Below are 26,362 nucleotides of genomic sequence, written 5' to 3'. Positions count from 1 at the left end.
CCCTCTGCGCGAGCAGACGCAACGGGCCCTCATTCCGCGCGAATGAGGGCCCCTTGCGTCTGCTCGCCTCGGGTTAGCGGGACAGCTCGGCGGCGATGAGCGGGCCGAGCTGATCCAGTACCTCGGCGTCCATCAGCTCGGAGTGCCGGCACGGCAGCGTCACGACCCTCAGCTCGCCGCCCACGTGCTCGCGCCAGCCCTGTGAGGCCACCCCCTCGAGATCCATCTCCAAGATCGCGGCGTCGACGAAGAACACGTCGCCGTGGTAGCGGCCGTAGTCCGCACTGGCCGTCAATCTCTCTGCGGCGACGTAGTTCTCGACGACCCGGCCGATCTGGACGTCGTCGAGGATGGCGATCGCGTCGCCGCTGGCGCGCACCAGCGCCACGGCGTCCTCGATGGTGGTCCTGGCCCCCGCCTCGACGGGGAAGCCCATCTCGCGCAGCAAGCCGCCCAGCACCGCGGCGGGGTCGAAGTCTTCGTCCGGGTCGACGTCGGTGCGCGCGTCGAGCATCCCGACGAAGGTCACGTCCCGGCCGCGACGGGTCAGCTCGTCGGCGACGAGCAGGGCCAGCGACCCCCCGAAGGACCAGCCCAGCAGCCGGATCGGGCCGTTCGGCGCGACCTCGTCGACCAGGTCGGCGTACGTCGTGGCGAGCTCGGCGATGGTCGCGGGCAGCGCTGAACCGGAAAACCTGGGCGACTGCAGACCGTATAGCGGAACATTTTGCGGCAGATGACGTTTCAGCCCAGCGAACTGCCAGCTGAGACCGCTGGCAGGAGGCAGGCAGAACAGCGGCGGTTCGGTCCCCTCCGCGCGCAGTGGCAGCAGCGGCGCCAAACCGGCGCCGGCCGACTCGTCCCCGTGGCCGGCCAGCACGGTCTCGACAGCGGCCACCGTTGGCGCCGCCATCAGATCCGCGACCCCGACGTCGACGCCGAACGCGCGCCGCAGCACCGAGGCCAGCCGCACCAGCAGCAGGGAATGGCCACCGAGGGTGAAGAAGTCGTCGTCGATGCTCGTCACCCGGACGCCGAGCACCTCGGAGAACAGCTCGGCGAGCCGCTGCTGGCGCGGTGTCACGGCGGGCCTGCCCGTGCCCCCGGTCGTCTCGGGGTCGGGCAGGGCCCGGCGGTTCAGCTTGCCGCTGGGAGTCAGTGGGAACTCGGCGAGCTCGACGTAGGCCGACGGCACCATGTGGATCGGGAGCGCAGCCGATGCGTGCTGCCGCAACTCCTCGGCCGACGCGGCCTCGGCGCCCGGCGCGGGCAGGTAGTACGCGACCAGCCGGTCGGCGCGCACGACGACCCGCGCCGACGACACCGACGGATGCCGGGCCAGCACGGTCTCGATCTCACCGGGCTCGATCCGCACGCCACGCAGCTTGATCTGTTCGTCGGTGCGGCCGAGGTACTCCAGTTGCCCGTCGGCCCGCCAGCGCACCAGGTCTCCGGTGCGGTACATGCGCGCAGCCGCCTCGAACGGACTGGCGACGAAGCGTTGCGCCGTGAGGCCGTGGCGGTGCAGATAGCCGTCGGCCAGCTGCACACCTGCCAGATACAGCTCGCCGGGCGCTCCGATGGGTACCGGGTCGAGGTACCCGTCGAGCACGTAGACCCGGACGTTCCACCCGGGCACGCCCAGTGCGACGGGGCCGCCGTCGGCCGTCCAGCCGAGGACGTCCACTGCAGCCTCGGTGGGCCCATAGAGGTTGTGCAGCGGCACGCCGACGGTCTCGGCGAACCGCGCGGCGACGTCGGTGGGCAACGCCTCCCCGCCGACGGTGACCCTGGTCAGCGAGGCACAGTCGGCCGCTGCTGGTTCCTCCAGGAACGGCTCGAGCATCGACGGCACGAAGTCCACGGCTGTAATGCCCTGCGAGACCATGGTTTCGGCGAGGTAGCGAGGGTCGCGGTGACCACCCGGCCTGGCCACCACCAGCGTCGCCCCGACGGCCAGCGGCCAGAACACCTCCCACACCGACGTGTCGAAGCTGATCGGGGTCTTCACCAGCATGCGGTCCTCGGGCCCCAGCGGATAGGCGTGTTGCAGCCAGGCGATGCGGTTGACGATTCCGGCGTGCGGCACCGCGACACCCTTGGGTCGACCCGTCGTGCCCGAGGTGTAGAGCACGTAGGCCCAGCCCGACGGGTCGACCGCCCCCAGCCGTGCCGTCCCCTGCCCGTGGCGCACCGTCCGCACCCAGTTCGCGTCGTCGAGCACTACGGCGGGACTGGCATCGGATGTCATGTACTGCAGGCGATCCGGTGGATAATCCGGGTCCAACGGCAGGAACGCCGCGCCGGACTTCGCCACCGCGACCAGGGCCACGACCAACTCGACCGAGCGTGGCAGGGATACCCCGACGATGGCCCCCGGTCCTGCGCAGGCTGCGACGAGTTCGGCGGCGACCCGGTCCGACCAGACGTCCAGTTCAGCGTAATCGAGCGCATCGCCGTCGAAGACCACCGCGAGGGCGTTCGGCGTTCGCGCGGCCTGCCGTGCCACCAGGGCCCCCAGCCCGACGTCGTCGACGTCGTGGGTGGTGGCGTTGCGCTCGATTAGCAATGCCTCGCGCTCGCCGTCGCTCAGCACGTCGACCGCCCCGATCGCGGTGGCACCATCGGTGGCGATGCGGCCGAGCAGGGTGATCAGCCGGTGCGTCAAGGACCGCACCGTCGATGCGTCGAACAGGTCGGCGCCGTACTCCGCCATGATCGTCGCCCCACCCGTGCGATCGTCGACGAGGGTGAAGCTGAGATCGAACATGGCTGCAGTCGAATCGGTTTCGCGCCATTGGGTGGGCAGACCGAGCATCTCGGCCTCGTCACCATCGCGCAGCTGGTAGCCGACGAAGACACCGAACAGCGGGTTGCGGCCCGCCACCCGCGGCGGGTTCAGCGCCTCGACCAGCCGCTCGAACGGTAGATCCTGATGCGCGAATGCGGAGAGGTCGGCCTCCCGCACGCGTGCCAGCAGTTCGTCGAAGGACGGGTTGCCCGACGCGTCGACCCGCAGCACGACGGTGTTGACGAAGAAGCCGATCAGTTCGTCGAGGGCGGAATCGTCCCGCCCCGCGACCGGGGTGCCGACGACGATGTCGTCACCGGCACCCATCCGGTGCAGCAGCGTGGCCACCCCGGCGTGCAGCAGCATCAGCATGCTGACCTGACGATGGGCCGCCAGGGTGCGCAGCGCCTCGGCGGTGTCGGCAGGCACCGCGACGGCCATGGTGCCGCCGGCACCGCTGGGCCGCAGCGGCCGCGGACGGTCGGTGGGCAACGTCAGCTCGTCAGGCGCGCCGGCGAGCGCTTCGCGCCAGAACGCCAGCCGCGCCTCCTCGATCTCGGCCAGCCGATCACGCTGCCACAGCGCGTAATCCGGGTACTGCACCGGCAATTCGGGCAGTGCCGCGCGCTCACCGCGCCGGCGCGCCGCGTACGCCCGGTTGAGGTCGGCGACCAACGGTGCGTCCGACCACTCGTCGGTGGCGATGTGGTGCAGGATGATCGCCACCGTGTGAACTTCGGGCGCGACCCGAATCACGCTGACGCGCAACGGAATCTCGGTGCTCAGCTCGAACCGGCGCCACGCCGCCTCGTCGACCCTGGCCTGGACCTGATCCTCGTGGCAGTCCACCACCTGCAGCGGGACCGGGGTGCCGACGGGCAGGATCCGCTGGAACGGCACGCCGTCGTGCTCGTCGAACACCGTCCGCAGTGCTTCGTGCCGGTCCACGACGTCGCCGAGTGCCGCGCCGAGGGCAGCCACGTCGAGCGGGCCGCGCACCTCGAACACCAGAGGATAGTTGTAGGCCACCGCCGCGTCACCGAATTGGTCGAGGATCAGCAACCGCTCCTGGGCGGGCGAGGTCGGGATCCGAGTCGGGCGCGTCACCGCGGCCAGTTCCGCTCGCGGGCCGGCCCCGGACGGCCGGTGCTCACCGAGGATCGCCGCGAGCGCCGCGACGGTCGGTGCGTCGAAGACGTCGCGCAGCGACATCTCCACGCCGAGCACGGACCGCACCAGCCCGATCAGCCGAATGCTCAGCAGCGAATGCCCTCCGAGATCGAAGAAGTCATCGTCGGCGCCGACGCCGTCCACCCCAAGGACCTGGCCGAAGAGTCGGCACAGTACTTCCTCGGTCGGGGTCTGCGGGGGTCGGCCACTGGCGCGCCGTACGACCGGATCGACCTCGGGCAGCGCCCTGACGTTCAGCTTGCCGTTGTCGGTCAGCGGGAGCTCGGCGAGCACCGCGATCGCCGACGGCACCATGTACCCGGGCAGGACGTTCTTGAGCTGAGCGCGGACTTGCCCGACGAGAGCGTCCTCGTCGAACGTGTCACCGACTGCGACCCCCGCCGCGACGACGTAGCCGACGAGGCGGTGCGATCCGGAGGCGTTCGGGTCGGGCTTGGCGATCACCGCGGCCCGGGCCACCCCCGGGTGTGCGGCCAGCGCGGCCTCGATGTCCCCGAGTTCGACGCGATAGCCGCGAATCTTCACTTGATCGTCGGTGCGGCCCAGGAAGTCCAGGTTGCCCGCCCGGTCCTCGGTGGCCCGCCGGCGGGCCACCAGGTCGCCGGTGCGATACATCCTGCCGCCCGGCTCGTCGGGGTTGGCCACGAAACGGCCTGCACTCAGGGCGGGTTGACCCAAATAGCCGCGGGCCAGCCCGGCCCCGGCGATGTACAGCTCACCCGCGACACCGTCGGGCACCGGGCGCAGCCAAGCATCCAGGACGTGGGCGCGGGTGTTCCAGATCGGCACGCCGACCGTGGAGGTGGCGCTGTCGTCGGTGCCGCCACCGAGGGTGTTGATGGTGTACTCGGTCGGACCGTAGAGGTTGTAACCGTAGCTGGTCTCGCTGTCGCGCAGGCGATCCCACACCGCCGTCGAGACGGCTTCCCCGCCGAGCAACACGAGGACTGGCGGATGACCAGAGCCAGTGTCGAGCAACCCCTGGTCGAACAGCAGCTGGGCATAGCTCGGTGTCACGTTCACGACGTCGATCCGATGCTGGTGGCAGTACGCCACCAGCGCGGTCGCGTCCCGCCGCAGGTCCTCGTCGCACACGTGCACCTCGTGGCCCTCGATCAGCCACAGCAGTTCCTCCCACGACATGTCGAAGGAGAACGACACCGTGTGCGCGATGCGCAGTCGCCGGCCACCGGCCTTGGCGATGGCAGGGGCGAAGATGGCCTCGCGGTGATTCAGGTGCATGTTCGTCAGACCGCGGTGCGGGGTGACGACACCCTTGGGCTTGCCCGTTGATCCGGACGTGTAGATCACGTAGGCCGGATGGTCCAGAGAGGGCGCATAGCCGTCCCAGTCCAACCGGCTGGCCACCAATTCCCTTCGCGCCGAGGCAGCGTCGAGCACGACGGCCGCGCACGATTCGGGTGTCAGCAGGCCGATGCGCGTGGCCACCGCCGAGGTGGTCAGCAGACAGACGGGAGCGGCATCGGCGAGCATGACGGCCAGCCGCTCGTCGGGGTAGTCGAGTTCCAGCGCAAGGTAGGCCGCACCGGCCCGCAACACCGCGAATAGTGCCACGACCGCGTCGATGGAACGCGGAATCGCCAGCGCCACGGTCTGTTCCGGCCCGATGCCACGGTGGCGCAGTACCCAGGCCAGCTGGTTGACGCGAGCGTCCAACAGCCCGTAGTCGATGCGTTCACCACCGCACACCAGGGCCGTCTCACTCGGGGTACGCGCGCTGCGTTCGGCCAGCAGATCCATCACGGTGGCCTCGGGCAACGGGTGGCGGGTCGCCTCGGCGCGGGCGACCAGCTCGGCCTGCTCCTCGTGGAGCTGCATCGGAACGGCGGCCAGGACGTCCTCGCCGTGCTCGCCGATGTGCAGCAACACCCGCTGCAACCGGTGCAGCAGCCGCTGCGCGTGGGGCCGTTGAACCACGTCGGGCCGGTACTCCAGCTTCACCCAGAGCCGCCGCCCTGGTGAGGCCACCCAGGTGAGCGGGTAGTGCGACGCGTCGACGGAATCATGGCCGACGATGCCGTATTCGGACTCCATGTCGGTGAAGGTGTCGTCGTCCAGGAAGTTCTGCAGCACGTAGAGGCTGTCGAAGAGCGGCCCGTTGACGCCCGCGGCGCGTTGAATCTCGCCCAGGCCCAGGTATTCGTGGTCCATCAGCTCGAGCCGCTCGGACTGGACTGCGCGCATGGTGTCGGTGACCGTGCGGTCGGGCCGCAACCGCACGCGTGTCGGGACCGTGTTCAGGAACAGCCCGACGACGTCCTCGATGCCGTCGAGTTCGGTCGGACGGCCGGCCACCGTCGAGCCGAAGACCACGTCGTCAGTGCCGGATTCGTACCCGAGCACCATGGCCAGCGCGGTGCTGACCGCCGCGTTCAGGGTGACGCCGGCGGCCCGGGTGACGCCCACCAGCGCAGCGGTCTGGGACTCGGTCAAGGTGAAGTCCAGTCGCAGCGCCAGGGTGGGTTCGGTGCCGACGGCGGCAGGCACCAGAAGCGTCGGTGCGGGCAGTTCGGCCAGTGCCGCGGCCCACCGATCGGCGGCGGCTTGGCCGTCCCGATCGGCCAGCCACCGCAGGTAGTCGGTGAACCGGGCCCGTGGTACGGGGCGATCGGCGACGGATCGCCCGGTCGCCGCGGCATATTCGGCGAAGAGGTCGTTCAGCAGCCCTTCCCGGGACCAGCCGTCGAGCAGCAGGAAGTGGTAGCTGAGAATGAGCCGGTCGCGGTCGGTCGCGCGGATGATCGTCATTCGTGTCAGCGGTGGAGAACCGAGGTCGAAGGTGCGCAGGCGATCGGCAGCGGTCAGCTCGGCGATGCGATCCGCGAGGTGCTCGGGGGCCACGTCGGTGAGGTCGACGAGTTCGGGCTCGCAAACCGGATCGACCATGATCGCAGCCACCGGGCCCGGCAGGTCGTCGGCGAGGAACGCCGAGCGCAGCACGGGATGTCGTCGCATCACCGCCGAGTAGGCGGTCCGCAGCGCGGTGGCGTCGATGGGTTCGGTGAAGTCGAACACGTTCTGGACGATGTAGACCGCCGCCTGCGCGTACCGCGCCTGGAAGTAGACACCCTCCTGCAACGGTGAAAGTGGCCAGATATCCTCGACCGCAGTCGAACTCGTAGCCTCGATTTGATCGATCTGAGCCTGGGTCAGCTGCACCAGCGGCAGGTCCGACGGCGTCAGCCCGCCGCGCGGAAAAGCTCCTCCGCCGGCGTCGTCGGCCAGCCGGCTCAGCTCGCGCAACACGGTCGACCACTGCTTTGCCAACGACTCGGCTGCGTCGGGAGTCATCTCCCCGTCGGCGTAGGTGAGCGTGGCGCGCAGCACCGGACCATCGGCGGTGTCCTCGCAGAACGCGTTGACCTCCAGCAGATATGGCGTGCCCAGATCGGGGTTGGGCGCAGCGCGCAGCGCGTCGGCCTCCGGTGCGGTGGTCCAATCGCCGGTGTCGCCGGCCGACCCCCTGCCGAGGTAGTTGAACAACAATTGCGGGGCGGGCAGCCGGCCGAGCGCGGCGGCCGTGCGCGGATTGCAGTAGCGCAACTGACCGAAGCCAAGACCCGATACCGCCCGGAGCCTCTCCTTGACCTCCTTGAGCACGGCAACGTGATCCGTTCCGGCGCGCGACGGCAGCCGTACGGGTGCGATGGCGGTGAACCAGCCCACGGTGCGGGACAGGTCGACCTCCTCGCCCCAGCCGTCGCGGCCATGACGCTCCAGGTCGAGCACCAGCGGCCGGTCGGGGATCCCCCGCGCGTCCCGCCAGCGCCCGACTGCGAGATACAGCCCCGCCAAGAGTGTTTCGGTGACGTCGGCATTGGCCATCGCGGGCACCGTGGTCAGCAGCGGCAGCGTCTCGGCGGCCGTGAGGCGCAGCTCGTGGTCGCGGGTGGCCCCGACTGTCAGCCCGACGGTGTCGGCTCCTGGATCGAGTTCGCCGCCCGGTGCCAGCGTCGACGTCCAGTGCTCGAACTCGGCGAGGCGTGCCGCCTGCTGGGCGCCTTCGTTGACGATCCTGGCGTGCGAGCGAATCGACGTCGCGACGGCGGGCAGCACCGGGGTGCGGCCACCCCGGACCTGCTCGAACGCCTCGGCGAGGTCGTCGAGCACGATGCGCCAGGACACGCCGTCGATGGCGAGGTGGTGCACGGTGAGCAGCAACCGGCCCCGTCGCTGCGGGCCGCGGTCGAACCACACCGCAGCCACCAGGGTGCCGCTGTCCGGGCGCAACCGGTCGGCTGCCGCGTCGGACTGCGCGGCGATCGCCGCCCGCAACCCGTCCTCGTCGAAACCTTCGGCGTCGACCCGCAGGATCGAGACACGCTCGGCAGCAGCCGTTTCCAATGACCACAGCATCGGCACCGGCCGGTGCAACCGCAGCCCGAACGCGTCGTGCCGATGGGTGACCGCGTTCAGCGCCGCCTCGAGCTCGGCCAGCGTCGCGCCGGTCGGGGTGACCGTCACCTCGGACTGGTTGAGTCGATCGATGGTGCCGCCGAGCTCGGCCAAACGCTGCACGATCGGCGTCAGCATGACCTCGCCGAGGTCGGGTCCGGAGTCGTCGGCATCGGCGACGGGCGGTGCCGCCGGGACGGCCGCCTCGGCCAGCGCCCCGGGCGTACGGCAGACGAACACCTGCTGCGGCGTGATCTGCACGCCCTTCTTGCGCGCGCGGTTCACCAGCTGGATGGCCACGATGCTGTCCCCACCCATGGTGAAGAAGTCGTCGTCGACACCCACTGCGGCACCGAGGATCTCCGAGCACAGCGCGGCCAGCAGCTCGGCGGCGGTTCCCGGCGCGGCCGGCACGGGTGCCGCCGGATCGGGTGCCGCCGGATCGGGTGCCGCTGGGCGGTCGGCGGGCGCGGGCAGCGCCGCACGGTTCAGCTTGCCGTTCACCGTCAGCGGCAGGGCATCGAGCGCCACCAGCGCGGAGGGCACCATGTAGCTCGGCAGCCGTTCGGTGAGGCGGTTCCGGACGTCGGTGACGTCGACGGCATCGCGTCCGACGAGGTACCCGATCAGCCTGGCGCGGCCGGTCTCGTCGTGGTGGACCGCCGCCGCGGCATTGACCACGCCGGGCTGTGCCGACAGCGCCGACTCCACTTCGCCGAGCTCGATGCGGTAGCCGCGCACCTTGACCTGCTGGTCGGAGCGCCCGACGTACACCAGCTCCCCGCTTTCGGTCCACATCGCGGTGTCCCCGCTGCGGTACAGCCGCTCGCCGGCCGCGTCGAACGGGTTGGCCACGAACCGGGTCGCCGTGAGGCCGGAAAGCCCGACGTACCCGCGGGCGAGTTGTCCTCCGGCGACGTACATCTCACCGACCACACCAACCGGCACCGGTTGCAATGCTGCGTCGAGGAGGTGGATCCGCAGACCGGGAATCGGTCCGCCGATGCCTCTCTCGGGTGTTGCGGACTGCATCCGTCGATGCGACACGTGCACGCAGGTCTCGGTGATGCCGTACATGTTGACCAGCTGCGGCGACCGGGCGTCGTGACGTCGGTACCACTCGGCGAGGCGGCTCGGATCCAGGGCCTCACCGCCGAAGACCACGTAGCGCAACGCCATCGGCAACCGAAGCCGCCGATCGGCCTCGATCAGAGGGTAGAAGGCCGAGGGGGTCTGGTTGAGCACCGTGACCCCCTCGGTGGACAGCAGTTCGACGAAGCGGTCGGGGTCGCGGGCCACCACGGTGTCGACGACCACCAGGCGCCCACCGCGCAGCAGCGGCCCCCACAATTCCCACACCGAGAAGTCGAACGCCGCGGAGTGGAACATCGTCCACACGTCGTCGGGGCCGACGTCGAATAGCGTCGACGTGCCGTCGAAGAGTGCTGCCACGTTGCGGTGGGTGATGGTGACGCCCTTGGGCACACCCGTCGAACCGGAGGTGTAGATCACGTAGGCGGCGTGGTCGGGTTCGAGGCGGGGCGGCGTGACAGGACCGTCGACTCGGTGGCCGGCCGCCTCGGCCAGCACGATCGTCGACGTCGCGGTCGTCACGGCATCGGCTGGCAGCCGGTCGGCGCGGTCGACGAGGACGCACACCGGGTCCGAGTCGGTGACGATGTGGTGCAGCCGGGCCGCCGGCGAGTCGACGTCCAGCGGGACGTACGTGCCACCCGCCTTGACCACGGCCACCAGGCCGACGACGAGATCCAGTGAACGGGGCAGTGCCACGGCCACTCTGGACTCCGGGCCCACTCCGAGCTCGATCAGGGTGGCGGCGACGGCGGTGGCCCGCTCGTCGAGTTCGCCATAGGTCATTCGCGCGCCGCCGCAGGTGACCGCGACGTCGTCGGTGTGCCGGCGGGCGATGCCGGTGAACCACGCGGCCAGGGTGCGATCGGGACCAACCCGGGTCTCGGCGTCGGACCCGAGTCGGCGTTCGGCATCGGTGCGCACGTCGATGTCGCAGATCGGCGCGTCGGGCCGCTCGGCGAATGCGGTCAGGATCCGTTCGACGTGTTCGGCGTACCGGTCGGCGCTGGCTGCGGTGACCTTGCCTGCGTCGTACTTGATCTCTACCGTCAGCCGGTCGTCGAGGTAGGCGACCAGGGACACCGGATAGTGCGGAGCGTCGGTGCCGGTGAAGCCTTGGAAGGCAAGGGCACGAGCGTCATTCGGTCGCTCGTCGGCGACGGTTGGGAAGTTCTCGACGACCACCATGGTGTCGAACAGATCGCGCGCACCAGCCAGTCGGGACGTCTCGGTCAGGCCAACGTATTGCGCGTCGAGGACCGCACTCTGGGTGTCCTGCAGCTCTGCCATCGCCGTCTCGATCGGGGTGTCGTGGTCCCACGACATCGGCACCGGGATCGTGTTGATCAGCAGCCCGACGATCGACTCGGTGCCCGCGAGTGCACCACCGCGCCCGGAGACCGTGGACCCGAACACCACCCGGCGGCGGCCCAGCAGCCGGCCGAGGAGCAACCCCCACGCGCCGTGCAGCACCGCACCCGCCGTGACGCCGCGCGAGCGCGCCGTCTCGACCAACGCGCGGGTGAGTTCCGGCGTCAGGTGCCGCACCGAACTGCGGTGTTCCCCGACGGTGTCGGGTTCTGGAGTTCCGCTCTCCGGCGGCGGGACCAGCGTCGTGGCTTCGACGTCGGCCAGCACCCCCGACCACGCCTGGCGGGCAGCCTCGGTGCTGGTGGCAAGGACCGCTTCGACGTGGTCGCGCAGCGTCGCGGCGAGCGGCGCTGGCGCCGGTCCGATGCCGAGCCGGGCGTGGTAGTACGCCACGACGTCACCGAAGATCACGGGGTAGGACCATCCGTCGGCGACGATGTGGTGCAAGGTTTGGATCAGCCTGTGCTCACCCGCGCCGACGGACACCAGCACGTAGCGCACCAGCGGCGCGGTGGCCAAGTCGAATGGCCGCGAGAGCTGTTCGCGGGCAATGTCCTCGACACTACGATCGGCCGCGTCGACGTAGGTGAACTCGACGGGCACGGCAGCCCAGATGATCTGGGCGAGCCGGCCGTCGTGGAGCTCGCGGAAGCTGGCACGCAACGCCTGGTGGCGCGTGACGACGTCGATCACGCTGGCGCGCAACGCATCGACGTCGACCGGGCCGGTCAGCACGGCGATCTGCTGTACGCGGTAGGTGTCGGTGTGTCCTTCGAGTCCCTGGCCGAAGGTGCCGTGGAAGTACATGCCCTCCTGCAGCGGGAGCAGCGGAAGTACGTCCTCGACGGGCCCGGTCCGCTGCCAGTCGTCGAGGTCGGCCTGAGACACCTCGATCAGCGGGAAGTCCGACGGCGTGTGACCGGCCAGCGCCTCGCACCGGGACAGCGCCGTCAGAGCGTCGGTCCAGCGGTCCGCCAGCTCGGCGATGTCCGCATCGTCGAGCAGGCCGCCCGGCCAGGCCAAGCTGACCGTCAGCACGGTGCCGTCGGGACCATCCTCGGCGAGTGCGTTGATTTCCAGTGTCACCGCGGGATTGGTGGGGTCCACGCCTTCGCGCAGCGCGCCGAACCCGGCGACCGGCTCCCAGGCCCGGCCGGAACCCCCGGAGAAGCGGCCAAGGTAGTTGAACAGGATCTGCGGTGCGGCGCCGCGCAGCGGCCGGGTCTCGTCGAGGTGGCGCAGCACGCCATAGCCCAGCCCACGACTGGGCACCGAGCGCAGTTGCTCCTTGACCGACTTGGTCGCCGCGGCCAACGCCGGCCCGGCCGCCAGCACGTCGCTCCACTCCAGCCGACCCGGATCGACCCGGACGGGGTAGATCGCGGTGAACCAGCCGATGGTGCGGGACAGGTCGAGATCGCCGGGGACGAGGTCGGCCTCGCGTCCGTGCCCCTCGAGGTTGACCAGCGCGGCGGTGCCCCCGTCGTGACCACGCTCGGCCCGCCATCGGGCCAGCGCCAGCGAGAAGGCGGTCAGCAGCACGTCGTCGACGCCGCCGTGGATGGCCGCCGGCACCGATGACAGCAGGGCCGCGCTGGTCGTCGATGGCAGCGAGAAGGCGTGACTCCGCACGGTTTCCGCGGTGTCGACGGCAGGGTCGATCGCGCGGCGCCCCAGGTCGGGATCCGGGGTGGACAGCACCTCGTTCCAGTACGGCACCTCGGTGTCGAAGCGGGCCGTCGCGATGGTCTCGGACCACGTGCGGAACGACGTCGGGACGGGATCGAGGGTCGGCGGGTCGCGGCGGTCGTCCCCTTCGGCGAGTTCGGCCCAGGCTCTGGTGAGGTCGTCACCGAGGATTCGCCATGACACGCCGTCGATCACCAGGTGGTGCACGACGACCAGCAGCTGGCCCGGCTCCCCCTTGGCGTCGTACCAGACGGCCCGGATCATCACTCCGTCCTGCGGGGCGAGCTGCGTTGCCGCTGCGGCCGTGGCGGCCTCGACCTCCGCCGAATTCAGCGCCCCGGTGCGGACGGTGAGTAGGCGCGAGACCGCGAGCCGATCCTCGGGGACCGAGAGACGCCAACCGCCGCCGTCGATCTCGAGGCGGGCGCGCAACATGTCGTGGGCGTCGACCACTGCCTGCAGGACGAGTTCGAGGCGGCGGCTGGTCATTCCCGGTGGCGTCGCCAGCACCATCGACTGGTGGAAGTTGGCCAGCGGGGTCTGCTCGCGGGCGGTCTCGGCGAGCATCGGCGTCGCCGAGATGGCACCGACTCCACTGTCGGGCGCGAAGTCGAGAGGCACGTGGTGCTCGGCGGTGGCGGCGGCGAGGGCAGCCACCGTCCTGCGGCGGAACACGTCGCGTGGCGTGATCACCAGGCCGGCCTTGCGGGCCCTGCCCGCCACGGCGATCGAGGAGATGCTGTCACCTCCGAGGGTGAAGAAGTCGTCGTCGACGCCGATGTCGGGAATTCCGAGGACGTCACCGAAGATGCTCGCCAGCAGCCCTTCTCGATCGTCCCGCGGTGCCCGCGTCGCTCCGGTGGCCGGCGCCACCGGTGTGGGAAGGGCACGGACGTCCAGCTTGCCGTTGACCGTCAGCGGGATCGTCTCGACCACCCCGTACAGTGCCGGCACCATGTAGTCCGGAAGCGCCTTGGCCAACTGCGAACGCAGATCCGTGGCGAGGGCCGCGGGGTCCTCTACCGGAGCGTCGGGCACCACGTAGCCGACGAGCTGCTTGACCGACGGCGTCGGGCCCGGCCGCGCGATCGCGACCGCCTGACGAATCCCCGCCAAGGCCGACAAAGCAGCCGCGACCTCACCCAGCTCCACCCGGTAGCCGCGGATCTTCACCTGGTCGTCGCTGCGGCCGAGGAAGTCCAGCGTGCCACCCGCATCCGACCGGCGCGTGACGAGATCACCCGTGCGGTACATCCTGCCGCCAGGGACGAACGGGTCGGCCACGAAGCGATCAGCGGTGAGCGCGGCGCGGTTCAGATATCCGCGGGCCAGCCCAGCGCCGGCGATGTAGAGCTCACCGACCACACCGTCGCCGACCGGCCGCAGCCACGCATCCAGCACGTAGGCCCGAGTGTTCCAGATCGGTTGGCCCACCGTCGGAGTGGCGCTGTCGTCGGTACCGGCGCCCAGCGTGTTGATCGTGTACTCGGTGGGGCCGTACAGGTTGTACCCGGTGCCGGCGGGCAGCTCGCGCAGCCGGCGCCACACCTCCTCGGAAACCGCCTCGCCCCCGAGCAGCACCAGGGTGGGCGGGTGACCGGATCCCGGGGCGAGCGAAGCGACGGGGGAAGACCCCGGGGCGACGGGGGACGATCCGTCCTCGAGCAGACCCTGCTCGAAGAGGTGGTGGGCATAGCTGGGCGTCACGTTGATCACGTCGATGCGGTGCTCCCGGCAATAGGCCACCAAAGCGGTTGCATCCCTGCGCAATTCCTCGTCGCAGACATGTACTTCGTGACCCTCGACGAGCCACAGCAGTTCCTCCCACGACATGTCGAAGGAGAACGACACCGTGTGCGCCACCCGCATCCGCCGCCCGCCCGCCTTGGCGACCGCCGGATCGAAGATCGCCGTCCGATGGTTGAGCTGCATGTTCGTCAGGCCGCGGTGCGGTGTCACCACGCCCTTGGGGCGGCCGGTGGACCCGGAGGTGAAGATGACGTAGGCCGGGTGGTCGAGCCGGTGCGTTCCACCGCTGCGTGCGAACGCGCCGAGCTCGGCGTCGGACAGCTCACCGGCCGGCGTCTGCGATAGCCCCCGGGCCACCGCCGGGTCGTCGAGTAGCAGTACGTCGTTGCCCAGTGCCCTTTGGTGCGTCGCCAGTTCGGCGCTCGCGCCGCGGCAGACCAACAGCACCGGTGTCGCGTCGTCCAGCATGCCGGTGAGGCGCGCGGTCGGGTAGTCCAGCTCCAGCGGCAGATACGCCGCACCCGTGCGAAGGGTGGCGAACAGTGCCACGACCATGTCGATCGACCGCGGCAGGGCGAGCGCGACGATGCACTCGGTTCCGGCGCCCCGGGCCAGCAGCTGGCGCGCCAGCTGATTGATCCGGCCGTCGAGTTCGGCATAGGTCAACCGTTGCGCCCCGAACACGAGCGCCGTCTCGTTCGGGCACCGCTGCGTCCGTTCGGCGAGCAGGTCGGCGATGGTAGCGTCGCCGATCTCGTGCTCGGTCGCGTGCCAGCGCCTCGTCAGCGCCGCCCGTTCCCCGGGCAGGGTCAGGTCGAGATCTCCGATCTGCATGTCGGGTCGGGCCAGCAGAGTCTCCGCGGCCAGCCGGAACCGGCTGACCATAGCCAGGGCGCGGTCACCGTCGATGACGTCGGGCCGGTGCTCCAGTTTGACGGTCAGGCGCTCACCCGGGGTGAGCACCCACGTCAGCGGGTAGTGCGTGGTGTCGACGAAGTCGACCCCGACGATGCCGTGCTCGCGTTCGAAGTCGGTGAAGGTGCCGTCGTCGAGGAAATTCTGCAGGACGTACAGCGAGTCGAACAGGGGCTGGAATCCGGTGCTTCGGGTGATGTCCCCGAGACCGAGGTACTCGTGGGCCATCAGGTTCAACCGGAAGTCCTCGACCCGCCGCAGCAGACCGGTCACGGTGGTCTGCGGCGTGGCTTCGACCCGTACCGGCACGGTGTTGAGGAATTGCCCGATGACGTTCTCGATGCCGGGCAGCTCCGGTGGCCTGCCGGCCACAGTGGTGCCGAACACCACGTCAGCACTCCCGGTTTCGTAGCCGAGCACCAGCCCCAGCGCAGCAGTCAGGACGGTGTTCGCGGTGGTCTGCGCGGTGCGGGTGTGCTCGGCAAGGCGTGCGGTCACCTCGGCGGAGAGCTCACCGTAGACCCGCTGGGGCAGCGTCGACTCCCCACCGACGGCCTCCGGGGCGACCAGCGTGGCCTCCGACAAGCCCGCCAGTGCGCCCGCCCAGGCGTCCGCCGAGGCGGTGCGGTCGCGACCATCTACCCACCGCAAGTAGTCGGCGTAGGTGGTGCGCGCCGCGGGCAGTGCGCCCTTGAGTCCGCCGGAACGATACAGCGCGAACAACTCTCGGAGCACCAGCTCGCGGGACCAACCGTCCCACAGCAGGAAGTGACACGTCAGCAGCAGGCGGTCACCCCGGTCGGGGAGTCGGATCACGGTGAGCCGGAACAGCGGTGGCATCCGCAGATCGAAGGGCCGTTCGGCGTCCTCGCGCATTACCTCGGCCAGCCGAGCCGCGACGACGTCCACCGCCAGATCGCTCAGGTCGACGAGGGCGACGGTGGCCGGGACGAATCGGCCGACGTACTGCACGGGGCGCGGCAGGTCCTCACCGGCGAATCCCACCCGCAAGTTGTCGTGCCGGGACAGCAACGCGCCGAACGCCGTTCGCATGGCCTCGACGTCGAGTCGGTGGTCGAAGTCGAAGACGTTCTGCGCCAGGTAGGTGTTGACCTCGTCGGTGTAGGTCGACTGGTAGTACACCCCGGCCTGCAGCGGCGAGAGCGGCCACACGTCCTGGACCTCGACGGGACATTCGTACGCGAGCCGGTCGAGATCGTCGTCGGACAGCCCGTGCCACGCCGCGGGAGCGACCTCGGGTTCGGGCTCCGGCACGCTCGGGACGGAGTCACCGAGGGCATCCTCGAGTGCCCGGGGCGTCCGCAGGGTGAACAGCTCGCGGGTCTGCATCGGCAGGCCGGCACCGGTGAGCCGGTTGACCACCCGCAGTGCGAGCAGGCTGTCGCCACCGAGGGCGAAGAAGTCGTCGTCGATGCCAATCGGAGAGGACGGGTCGAGTCCCAGAACGGCCTGGAACGTCCGGCAGATCAGGGCTTCCCGCTCGGTGCGGGCTACGGTATTCGACGTCGCGAGTGCGGGTTGGGGCAACGCCCGGCGATCCCGTTTGCCGTTGGGCAGCAGGGGAAGTCGTGGCATCGGGGTGATCGTCGCGGGAACGAGGTGCGCGGGCAGGCGCTGCGCCAGCGCCGACCGGACCACGGCGGGGTCGATTGCCCCCTGGGTAGCGGTGACCACGTAGGCATCCAGGCGCGCGGCGCCGGCGGCACCGTGATGCACGGTGACGACCGCCTCGGCGATGGTGGGGAGTTCGGTCAGTGCGGTCTCGACCTCACCGAGCTCTACCCGGAAGCCATTGATCTTCACCTGCTCGTCGGCGCGGCCGACGAACTCCAGGGTCCAGTCCGGGGTCCACCGAGCGAGGTCACCGGTGCGGTAGAGGCGCTCACCGGCACCGGTGAACGGATCGGCGACGAAGCGTGACGCGGTCGTGGCAGGGTGCCCGAGATAGCCCAGGGCCAACTGGACTCCGCCGACGTAGACCTCACCGGTGGCCCCGGGCAGCACGGGATCCAGGTCGGGTCCGAGTACGTAGACCCGGGTGCCAGGGACCGGGCGGCCCATGGTCACGGCGCCGGAGTCGGCCACCGGCCCGGCCACGACGTCACCGGCGACCTCCGAGGAGCCGTACGAGTTGACGATCTCGGCGCGCGGCGAGGCCAGCCTCAGCGCGGTGACGGTCGCGGCGTCGAGGGGCTCACCGCTGCAGATCCAGCGTCGCACCGCAGACAACCGTTCCGGTGCGACGTCGGCCATCGCGGCGGCCAGGCTCGGCACGACGAGCACCTGCGCGGCCGACACCTCGTCGATCAGGGTGGCCAGTGCCGCGCCGTCGCGCGCGGTGTCCTCGTCGGCGACGACGGTGGTGGCGCCGGCGACCAGCGCGCCGAGCAGTTCGGTGGTGCCGTCCACGAAGCTCATCGAGCTCTTGGCGATCCGCACGTCACCGTCCTCGTGCGACCACTGCTGCGCCGCCCACCTGAGCCGGTTGCCCAGCGCGGCATGGCTTCCCACAGTGCCACGGGGTCGCCCGGTGCTTCCCGAGGTGTAGACGATGGATGCGGCGTCGCCCGGTTCGGGGACGGAGGCGCCGTCCCACGGCGAGGTGCCCGCAGCCACGGCCACGGTCGGCAGCGAATGCTCTGGCAGGGGCCGAGCGTCGATGACGACGACCGTCGGCTTGGCGTCGGCGAGCATGAAGGCGATGCGGGCGGCGGGGTACCCGGGGTCGACGGGCAGGTACGCGGCTCCCGCGCGCAGGACGGCCAACAGCGCCACGGCCATGTCGACGGTGCGACCGGTGGCCACGGCGACCACGTCTGCGCGCCGCACACCCGCGTCGAACAGCGCCCGCGCCAGGCGTCCGGCATTCTGGTCCAGTTCACCGTAGGTCAACCGACGGTTGCGATCGGCGAGCGCCAACGCAGTGGGATCGCGCCGAACCCGCTCGTCGAACAGGTCGAGGACGGTGCCGTGCCACGCCGGACCACCAGCACCGGCGGCGAGCACCCGATGCCGCTGCGCCGCGGTCATGACTTCGACCTGGCTGCAGGGGGTTTGGTCCGCCGCGACGATGGTCGCCAGCACCCGGCGGTAGAGCTCGAGCACCCGTTCGGCCGTCGCGGTGTCGCAGACGGTGCGGTCGTGGGTCAGCACGAGGCGGAACGATTCGGCTGGCCTGACCATCAGGGTCACGGGGTAGTGCGGCGCCTCGACCACGTCGACCGACTCGACGCGAATCGACCCGGACCGGTCATCGGTCGCGGCGCGGCCGTCGATCACGACCAGCGTGTCGAACGGGTCCGTCAGGCCGACGGCGTGCTGGACATCGGCCAGCGCCACGTGGTGATGCTCGAAGGTCGCCGACTGCGCGTCGGCGAAGCGCCGGACCACCGTCGCCAAGGATTCCATCGGCGCCCAACGGGTTCGGGCCACGACGGTGTTGATCAGCAACCCGACCATGTCGTCGATGCCCAAGACCTCGATACCGCGACCGGAGACCGTCGAGCCGAATGCGACGTCGGTGCGCCCAACCAGCCGCCCGAGCGTCACACCCCACGCGGCGCCGATGACGGCACCGAGGGTGACGCCCTGGCCGGCCGCCCATTCGGCAAGGCCGTCGGCCACCTCGGTCGGCAGGTCGACCTCGACCGTGCCGAAACCGCCTTCTGCCGAACGGCTTCGCGGTAGCGCCTCGGCCAACCGGGTCGGCTGGTCGAATCCCGCGAGTTCGGTGCGCCACGCGTGCAGGGCTGCGTCCAACGGTTCGGCGGCGATCCACTCCAGGTAGTCGCGGAAGCGCGGCGCGGCGGGCAACGCGGCACCCGGGTCGTCGTGCAGCGCCACCAGCTCGGCGAGTATGACCGGCACCGACCAGCCGTCGGCCACGATGTGGTGCACGGTCTGGATCAGGACGTGCCTGCGACCGGAGAGGCGCACCAGCGCGTAGCGCATCAACGGAGGGTCGGCCAGGTCGAACGGCCGCTGCCGCTGCTCCTCGGCGATGGTCTCGAGGCGGATGCGGGCGGCGTCGGCCTCGGCACCCGCGAGATCGTATTGACTCCAGGGCATCTCGAGGCCGCCGGTGAGCACCGAGACGACGGTGCCATCGGCGATGGGCCGGAACGCGGCACCCAGCTGCGGATGACGCACCAGGAGCTGGTCGGCGGCGGAGCGAAGGCGCTCCGGGTCCACCGGCCCGGACAACTCGACGATCTGCTGCACCACGTACGGATCGGCGTCGGCATAGGTGGAGTGGAAGTAGATCCCGGCCTGCAGCGGTGTCGGGGGCAGCACGTCGAGCGCCCCGGCGAGCTCGCCGTCGAGGTCGGCCTGCGTGACGGTGACGAGGGGGAAGTCCGACGGCGTCGGGCCCGTGACGGCGGCGCTGGAGGCGATCGCGGTCAACGCGTCGGTCCACAGCGCGGCCAGCGCCGAGACCTCGGCGCGCGCGAGCACACCGGCGGGCCAGCTGAAGGTCGCCTTTAGACGGGTGCCGTCGTCACCGTCGACGGCGATGGCATTGACCTCGATGGCGCGCGGCAGCGGCATGGTGGGGTCGCGATCCTCCGTCACGGCGGAGTCCGCGAGCGTCCACGGCCGGTCGTCGGCTCCGGTGAACCGGCCCAGATAGTTGAACAGCACCTGGGGCCGAACCACCAGGTCGGGCCGCGGCTCGTCCGAGAGATGGCGCAGGGCTCCGTAACTCAGGCCATTGCGGGGAACCTCCCGCAACTGCTCCTTGACGGTCTTGATGGCCGCGCCGAGTGCTGCTCCACCGGACATCAGGTCGGCCCACTGCGCCGACCCCGGATCGACGAGGACGGGGAACAGGGTGGTGAACCAGCCAACCGTCCTGGACAGGTCGAGGGGCGCGGTCGCACCACCGAGGTGTTCGGCCTCGCGGCCGTGACCCTCCAGTTCGAGCAGACACGCCGACGTCGTGGCATCGTCACGCCACTCGGCGAGCGCCAACGCCAAGGCGCCGACGAGGACGTCGTTCACCCCGCCGCGGATCGCGCTCGGCACGGGACCAAGCAGCCGCGACGTCACCTCGTCGTCGAGGTGAACGGTCAGGGAGTCCTCGGTGGCGACGACGTCGACCGCGGGATCCACGGGCCGGCTACCGATCAGGGGATCGCACCGACCGCCGGCATCGACGACCCGCCGCCAATACTCCTCGTCGCCGGTGAATTCGCCGCGTCGGGTCGCGGTGCGCAATTCGTCGGACCACTGCCGAAATGGGCTGTCCGCCCTGGCGAGCGCGATGGGCCGCCCGGCCCGGACGTCGGCCCACGCCGCGGCTAGATCGTCGGCGAGCAGGCGCAGTGACACCCCGTCCACCACGACGTGATGGACCACCAGAATCAACCGACCCGGCCGCTCCGTCCCGGCATCCAACCACACCGCCTCGACCATCCGCCCGGCGGCAGGGTCGAGCCGGCCCACCGCGCGGGTGCGTTCGGTGGCGGCGCGCTCGTCGAGGTCACCGTCGGCCTCGACAATGGTGAGTGCCGTTGCGGCGGTGATCTTTCCAGCCGGCGGCACGGTGAGGCCACCCGCCGCGACATCGCTGGGGCTGGCCCGCAGGACGTCGTGGCAGTCGAGCAGCGCGTCGATCATCATGGCCAACACCGACGCCGTCAGACCAACGGGCGTGTGCACGGTGACGGCTTGGAAGAACCCGTTCATGCCGTGCCCGAGCTCGTCGAGCCACGCCAGGATCGGGGTGGGCGCGATCTCGCCGACCGGGTCGACGGCCGCGCTCGCGGCATGCCGTCCAATGTCGGTGGCCGCGCTCGCCAGGGCACCCGGGGTGCGCAGCGTGAAGACGTCGCGCGGACGAATCCGCATGCCCAGCTTCCGGCTTCGACTGATCAGACCCATCGCGACGATGCTGTCGCCACCGAGGGCGAAGAAGTCGGCGTCGGGTCCGACGGCGGGCACGCCGAGCAGGTCGGCGAAGATCTCGCACATCGCCCGCTCTCGCGCGTCGGTCGGCTGGGACGACTCGGCGACCACCACTGATGCGACCGGTGGAGCCGGCAGCGCCCGCCGGTCGAGCTTGCCATTGGCAGTGACGGGGAACTCGTCGAGCACCAGGAAGGCGCCGGGCACCATGTGTTCGGGCAGTTTCGCCGCACACCACGAACGCAGCTCGGCAGCGTCGACGTCGTCGTTGGACACGACGTAGCCCGTCAACTGCACGGCTCCCGAAGGGGCTTGGCGCAGCACCACGGCGGCGTGCCGCACCTTCGGGTGGGCCGCCAGGGTGACCTCGATCTCCTCGAGTTCCACCCGCATTCCGCGGATCTTGACCTGGTTGTCGGCGCGCCCGAGGAATTCGAGGACGCCGTCGGCAGTCCAGCGGGCGAGGTCGCCGGTCCGGTACATCCTCGACCCGTCGACGTCGAACGGGTTGGCGACGAAGCGTGACCCGGTCAACCCCGGTGCATGAATGTAGCCGCGGCCCAGGAGGAAGCCAGCGGCGTACAACTCACCACCGACGCCGACGGGTACGGGGTTCAGGTCCTCGTCGAGGACGTAGAGCTGAGTGTGCGGATTGGGCCGGCCGATCGAGGTCTCGATGCGCTCGGCGCTGTCGCGATAGATGACGTGCGAGACGCCGATGGTCGCCTCGGCCGGGCCGTAGCCGTGGTAGAGCGTCGTGCTCAACTGCGAGCGGAAACGTTCGAACAGTGCGGGGGTCAGCACCTCTCCCCCGCACCAGACGTGCTTGAGCCCCGACAGGAGGGTGGTGCACTCGGCCAGGTCCAACAGCACGTCGAGCATCGAGGACACCAGGTAGACGAACGTGACCTTCTCGCGGGCGATCAGGTCCAGCAGGTACTGGGGATCGCGCTCGCCACCGGGGTCGGCGACCACTACGTAACCGCCCGACACCAGGGGCAGCAGGATCTCGTTGATCGAGATGTCGAAGGACAGCGGCGCCTTGAACAGTGACGCGTCGCCGAGGCCGAAGCCGAGGACCTGTTCGACCTGCCAGTTGAGGCGTTCGCAGATCGCCTCGTGCCGGATCATGGCGCCCTTGGGCTTACCGGTCGATCCCGAGGTGAAGATGACGTACGCGAGCTGATCGCCATCGACGTCCACGTCCGGGGCGCAGGCCGGTTCGCCATCGAAGGTCCAGTCCTCGAGCGCGAGCGCGATGGGCCGGGGGTCCTCGACGCTAGCGGCGCCCGGCGCCACCAGTACCGAGGTGGCCCTGGTGTCGGCCAGCACCCGACGACGCCGTTCGTCCGGCCACTGCGGGTCGACGGGCACGAAGGCCGCACCGGTGGCCAGCACCGCCAGCACCGCCACGACCATCTCCGCCGAGCGAGGTACCGCGATCGCGACGGTCTGTTCGGCCTGAACACCCTGATTGAGAAGGTGATTGGCCAGCTGGTAGGCACGCGTCGCGAGCTCACCGTAGGTCAACCGCGTCTCGCCGGCGACCAGCGCCAGTGCGTCGGGCACCAACGTCGCCTGCCTGGCGAACGCAGCGGGCACCGTGGTGGTCGAGGTCGGCCAGCTCTGATCGTTCCACTGCCGCAACAGTTCCAGCCGGTCGTCGGCGGTCAGTCCATCGTCGAGATCGGTCGTCGTCACGTTGGGGTCTCCGTTGCATACATGTGGCGTGCCGCCCAGGCACGCCAGAGCTGGGCATAGCGGCCGCCCGCGGTGGAAAGGGCGTCGTGGCTGCCCTCTTCGACGATCTCGCCGCGGTCCATGACCACGATGCGATCCGCCGTGGCGGCCTGGGTCAACCGGTGGGCGATGACCAGCGTCGTCCGGCCGGCCGTGGCCGCCGCAGCGGCGCGCTCTAGCACCCGCGCGCCCTGGCTGCCCGCCTCCGCCGTCGCCTCGTCGAGGATCACGACCGCCGGATCGGCCAGTACCACCCGGGCGAGCGCAAGCTGTTGAGCCTGAGCTGAATTCAACTGATGACCGCCCTCACCGACGACGGTCTGCAAGCCCTCGGGAAGACGGTCGGCCCACTCGTCGGCACCCACCACCCGGAGTGCGTCGCGCACCTCGGCCTCGGTGGCGCCGGGCCTTGCCAACCGCAGGTCGTCGACGAGCGGGCCGGCGAAGACGTGCACCTCTTGGCTGACGGTGCCGACGTGGCGGCGGCGCTGTTCGCGGGTCAGGGAGGACAGGTCGACGCCTCCGATGCTCGCGGTGCCCCGCTGCGGGGTCAGCGCACCCGCCACGATGCCCGCGACCGTCGACTTGCCCGCCCCAGTCGAACCGACCAGCGCTACCCGCTCGCCCGGCGCGAGTCGCAGGGTGAGCGCGCGAACCACGGGATGGCGTCCGTCGTAACTGAACTCGACGTCGTCGAGGGCCAGCTCGGCATCCTGCGGTTCGGTGCCGCAGCCCGAGTCGGGTGCCCGCTCGATGGGGGTGGTCACCAACCCGACGAGACGCGCAAGGCTGGCGCCTGCGTCCTGGGCCTCGTCGAAGGTGAACAGCAGCATGCTGATCGGGCTGAACAGTCGATGAAAGAGCAGTGCGGCCGCGGTGGTCTGCCCCACCGACACCTCACCGTGCTTCACCAGCCAGAAGCCCATCACCAGAATGGTTGCCAGGCCGATGAATTCGGCCCGGTTGATCCGGCCGACGAACCGGGTGAACAGGGTGAACACACCGATCGAGATGTCCCGGACCTTCGCCGAGGCCGCCTCGATCGTCTGCTGGTGCGGCACGTGCACGTCATAGGCGTGGACCGTGGCGACGCCGATCATGCTCTCCATCAGGACCTGGGAGCGTTCGGCGATGGCCCGCCGTTCCTCGGCGTAGCGCGGCGCCGAACGCGGGAGGTACCACCGCAGTGCCAGCACGTAGAAGGGCACCGCGAGCGCTCCGCAGAGCCCAAGCCGCCAATCCAGGCCGACCATCGCGACCAGCGACAGCACACCAAGCAGGATCGAGGCGAACATGGTCGGAACGACGTCGGAGACGGCCTTGGCGATGGTGGCGACGTCGGTGCTGACCCGCGAGAGCACGTCACCGCGTCCGACGCGTTCGATGGTGGTGGTCGGTAGCGACAGTGCCCGTTCGACACCTCGTTCCCGCAGGTCGGCAAGCGCGACGGCGCCCAGGCGACCGATCAGGTAGGCCGAGGAGCCGAGCGCCAGGCCACCGAGGACCGCGGCCACCGCGACGACGATGGCGATCGTGACGATCACCGACGTCGGCGACCCCTCGACGATCCGGTCCACCAGCACGCCAAGCACGTAGACCGGGCCCACCGACATCGCGGCGGCCGTCACCCCGGCGAGCAGCACCAGCACGACGGAGCCAGCGCGGGAACGCATTTCGTGGCACAGCCAGGCCCGGGTCTGGCTGCCCGTTGCCACCGGAAGGATCGTGTCGTCACTCATCGCAGCACCGCCTCCTGGTAGTCCGAGCGCACCATCAGATCCGGGTGCGTGCCCGATGCGGTGATTCGGCCCCCGTCGATCAGCAGCACGCGGTCGGTCACGGCCAGCAGTGCCGGACTGCACGTGACGACCACGGTCGTGAAGCGGCGTTCGGCGTCCACGTGCCGCAGTCCGGCGATGCCCTGCGCGACGGCGCTCTCGGTGACCGCGTCGACCGCGGTCGTGGGTTCGTGCAGCACCAGCACCGGAGCCCGTCGCAGCAGCGCGCGGGCGAGGGTCAGGCGTTGCCGCTGGCCCCCCGACAGACTGGCTCCGCGTTCGGCGACGGTGTGGTCGAGTCCCCGATCGTGAACCTCGGCGACGTCGATGGCGCACGACGCCCGCAGGGCGGCCGCGACCGCCGAGTCATCCGAATCCGATTCCCCCAATCGAAGATTGGAACGCAGCGACCCCGTGAACAGGTCGGCAGTGTGGGGCTCCACCAGGAGTACGCGGCGCGCCGCACCGAGGTCCAGGTCGGGTAGTGGGACGCCACCGACCTTCACGGTCCCGCGGTACTCGTCGGCGGCCAGCCGGCCGGACAGCACGTCGACAAGGGCGTCGGCGTCGGCCGGGCGGGTCGCCACCACCCCGACCATCTCGCCGGCCTCGACCGACACGGTCACGTCCTCGAGGGTGCCGTGGCCGACGTGCTCGAGTTCGAGGCGGTGCGGGCCAGCCCCGAGTCGCGCCGCGCCCGGTGTCAGTGCGACGGGAGCGTCCTCGACCCAGCCGACGCGTTCGGCCGACGCGCGGGCCTCGGCGATCCAGCTCGGCACCTCCGCCATGGTGCTGAAGGGTTCGAGCAGGAACTGCGCCAATCCGATGACCGTGACCAGCTCTCCGATGGAGATGTCACCGCGCAGGGCGAACCAGCCCGCGGTGACCGCGACGCCGACCGCGAGCAGCGAGCTCATCGCATTCGAGAACCCGACGTACACGCTCTGGGACCGGGTCGCCCGCAGAGTCGCCGTCAGTGCCTCCCGGCTCACCGCGCGGTAGCGGTCCGCGGCGGCATCCTGTGCTCCGATGCCCCGCAGCGGCCGAAGGCCGGCCATCAGGTCGGCCGACATCGCCGTGGCGCGCCCGGCCAGCTCCTGCTGGTCGGCGACCCGGCGGGTGATGACGGGGCCGCCGAACTGCAACGCGCACAGGATCAGCGGGGTGCCGATCAACACGACCAGGCCCAGTGGCACGTCGATGGTGAAGAGCACCACGGCACACACCACGATGGCGGTGACGGCGCCTGCGATGCGGGGCACGTAGTCCAACAGGTACGACGTGTCGTCGGCGTCGGTGCTCGCGATCGACAACAGCTCGCCACTGCGCAACCGGGTACGCAGCCGCCACGGGTGCAAGATCTTCGTCGAGAGATCGACCCGGAGCTGGTGGCCCTCGGTGGCGATGGCTCGCATCAGGTGCCGCGCGCCCATGCGGTAACAGGTGCTCAGCACGACGAACAACGCCGCGAGGGCGGCCACCCAGAGCGCGAGCTGGCCCGCGTCACCGGCTTCGACGGCGCGCCCGATGACCAGCCCGATCAGCACGGGCACCATGGCCTCACACAGCTGGTGACCGCAGATGAGCAGGGAGCCGATGGTCAGCAGTCTGCCGTTGCGGGTGACGGTGCGTCGCAGGATCGCCGCACCGGTAGGCGTCTTTGCGGTGCCTTCCGTCTCGGCGGGTGACACTGCGTCGGTGG

Annotated in this window: 3 protein-coding genes; all 3 read right to left on the bottom strand. The window is 70.3% G+C overall.

Going from position 1 to position 26,362, the window contains the following annotated elements; genetic code table 11:
- Positions 1–73: 73 nt before the first annotated feature.
- From SBI80_RS21730 to SBI80_RS21720, 3 genes are read right to left on the bottom strand one after another with little or no spacing between them, the layout of a single operon-like run.
- Positions 74–22,843, bottom strand: a complete 22,770-nt coding sequence (locus tag SBI80_RS21730) for a non-ribosomal peptide synthase/polyketide synthase (RefSeq protein ID WP_318976897.1) — start codon at positions 22,841–22,843, stop codon at positions 74–76.
- Positions 22,840–24,621 carry an ABC transporter ATP-binding protein gene (locus SBI80_RS21725; protein ID WP_318976896.1) on the bottom strand — a complete coding sequence of 594 codons (1,782 nt, stop codon included), beginning with the start codon at positions 24,619–24,621 and terminating at the stop codon, positions 22,840–22,842. Before SBI80_RS21725 ends, SBI80_RS21730 begins: the two co-directional genes overlap by 4 nt.
- Positions 24,618–26,351 (bottom strand): ABC transporter ATP-binding protein, encoded by a 1,734-nt coding sequence (locus SBI80_RS21720; RefSeq protein ID WP_318976895.1) that lies wholly within the window; start codon positions 26,349–26,351, stop codon positions 24,618–24,620. The genes SBI80_RS21725 and SBI80_RS21720 overlap by 4 nt, the downstream gene beginning before the upstream one ends.
- Between the last annotated feature and the right edge of the window lie 11 nt (positions 26,352–26,362).

This window comes from Mycolicibacterium sichuanense (assembly GCF_033741125.1).
In the GTDB taxonomy this organism is placed as follows: Bacteria; Actinomycetota; Actinomycetes; order Mycobacteriales; family Mycobacteriaceae; genus Mycobacterium.
Note: the sequence above shows the minus strand (reverse complement) of the source record. Positions and strands in the feature narration are given on the sequence as shown.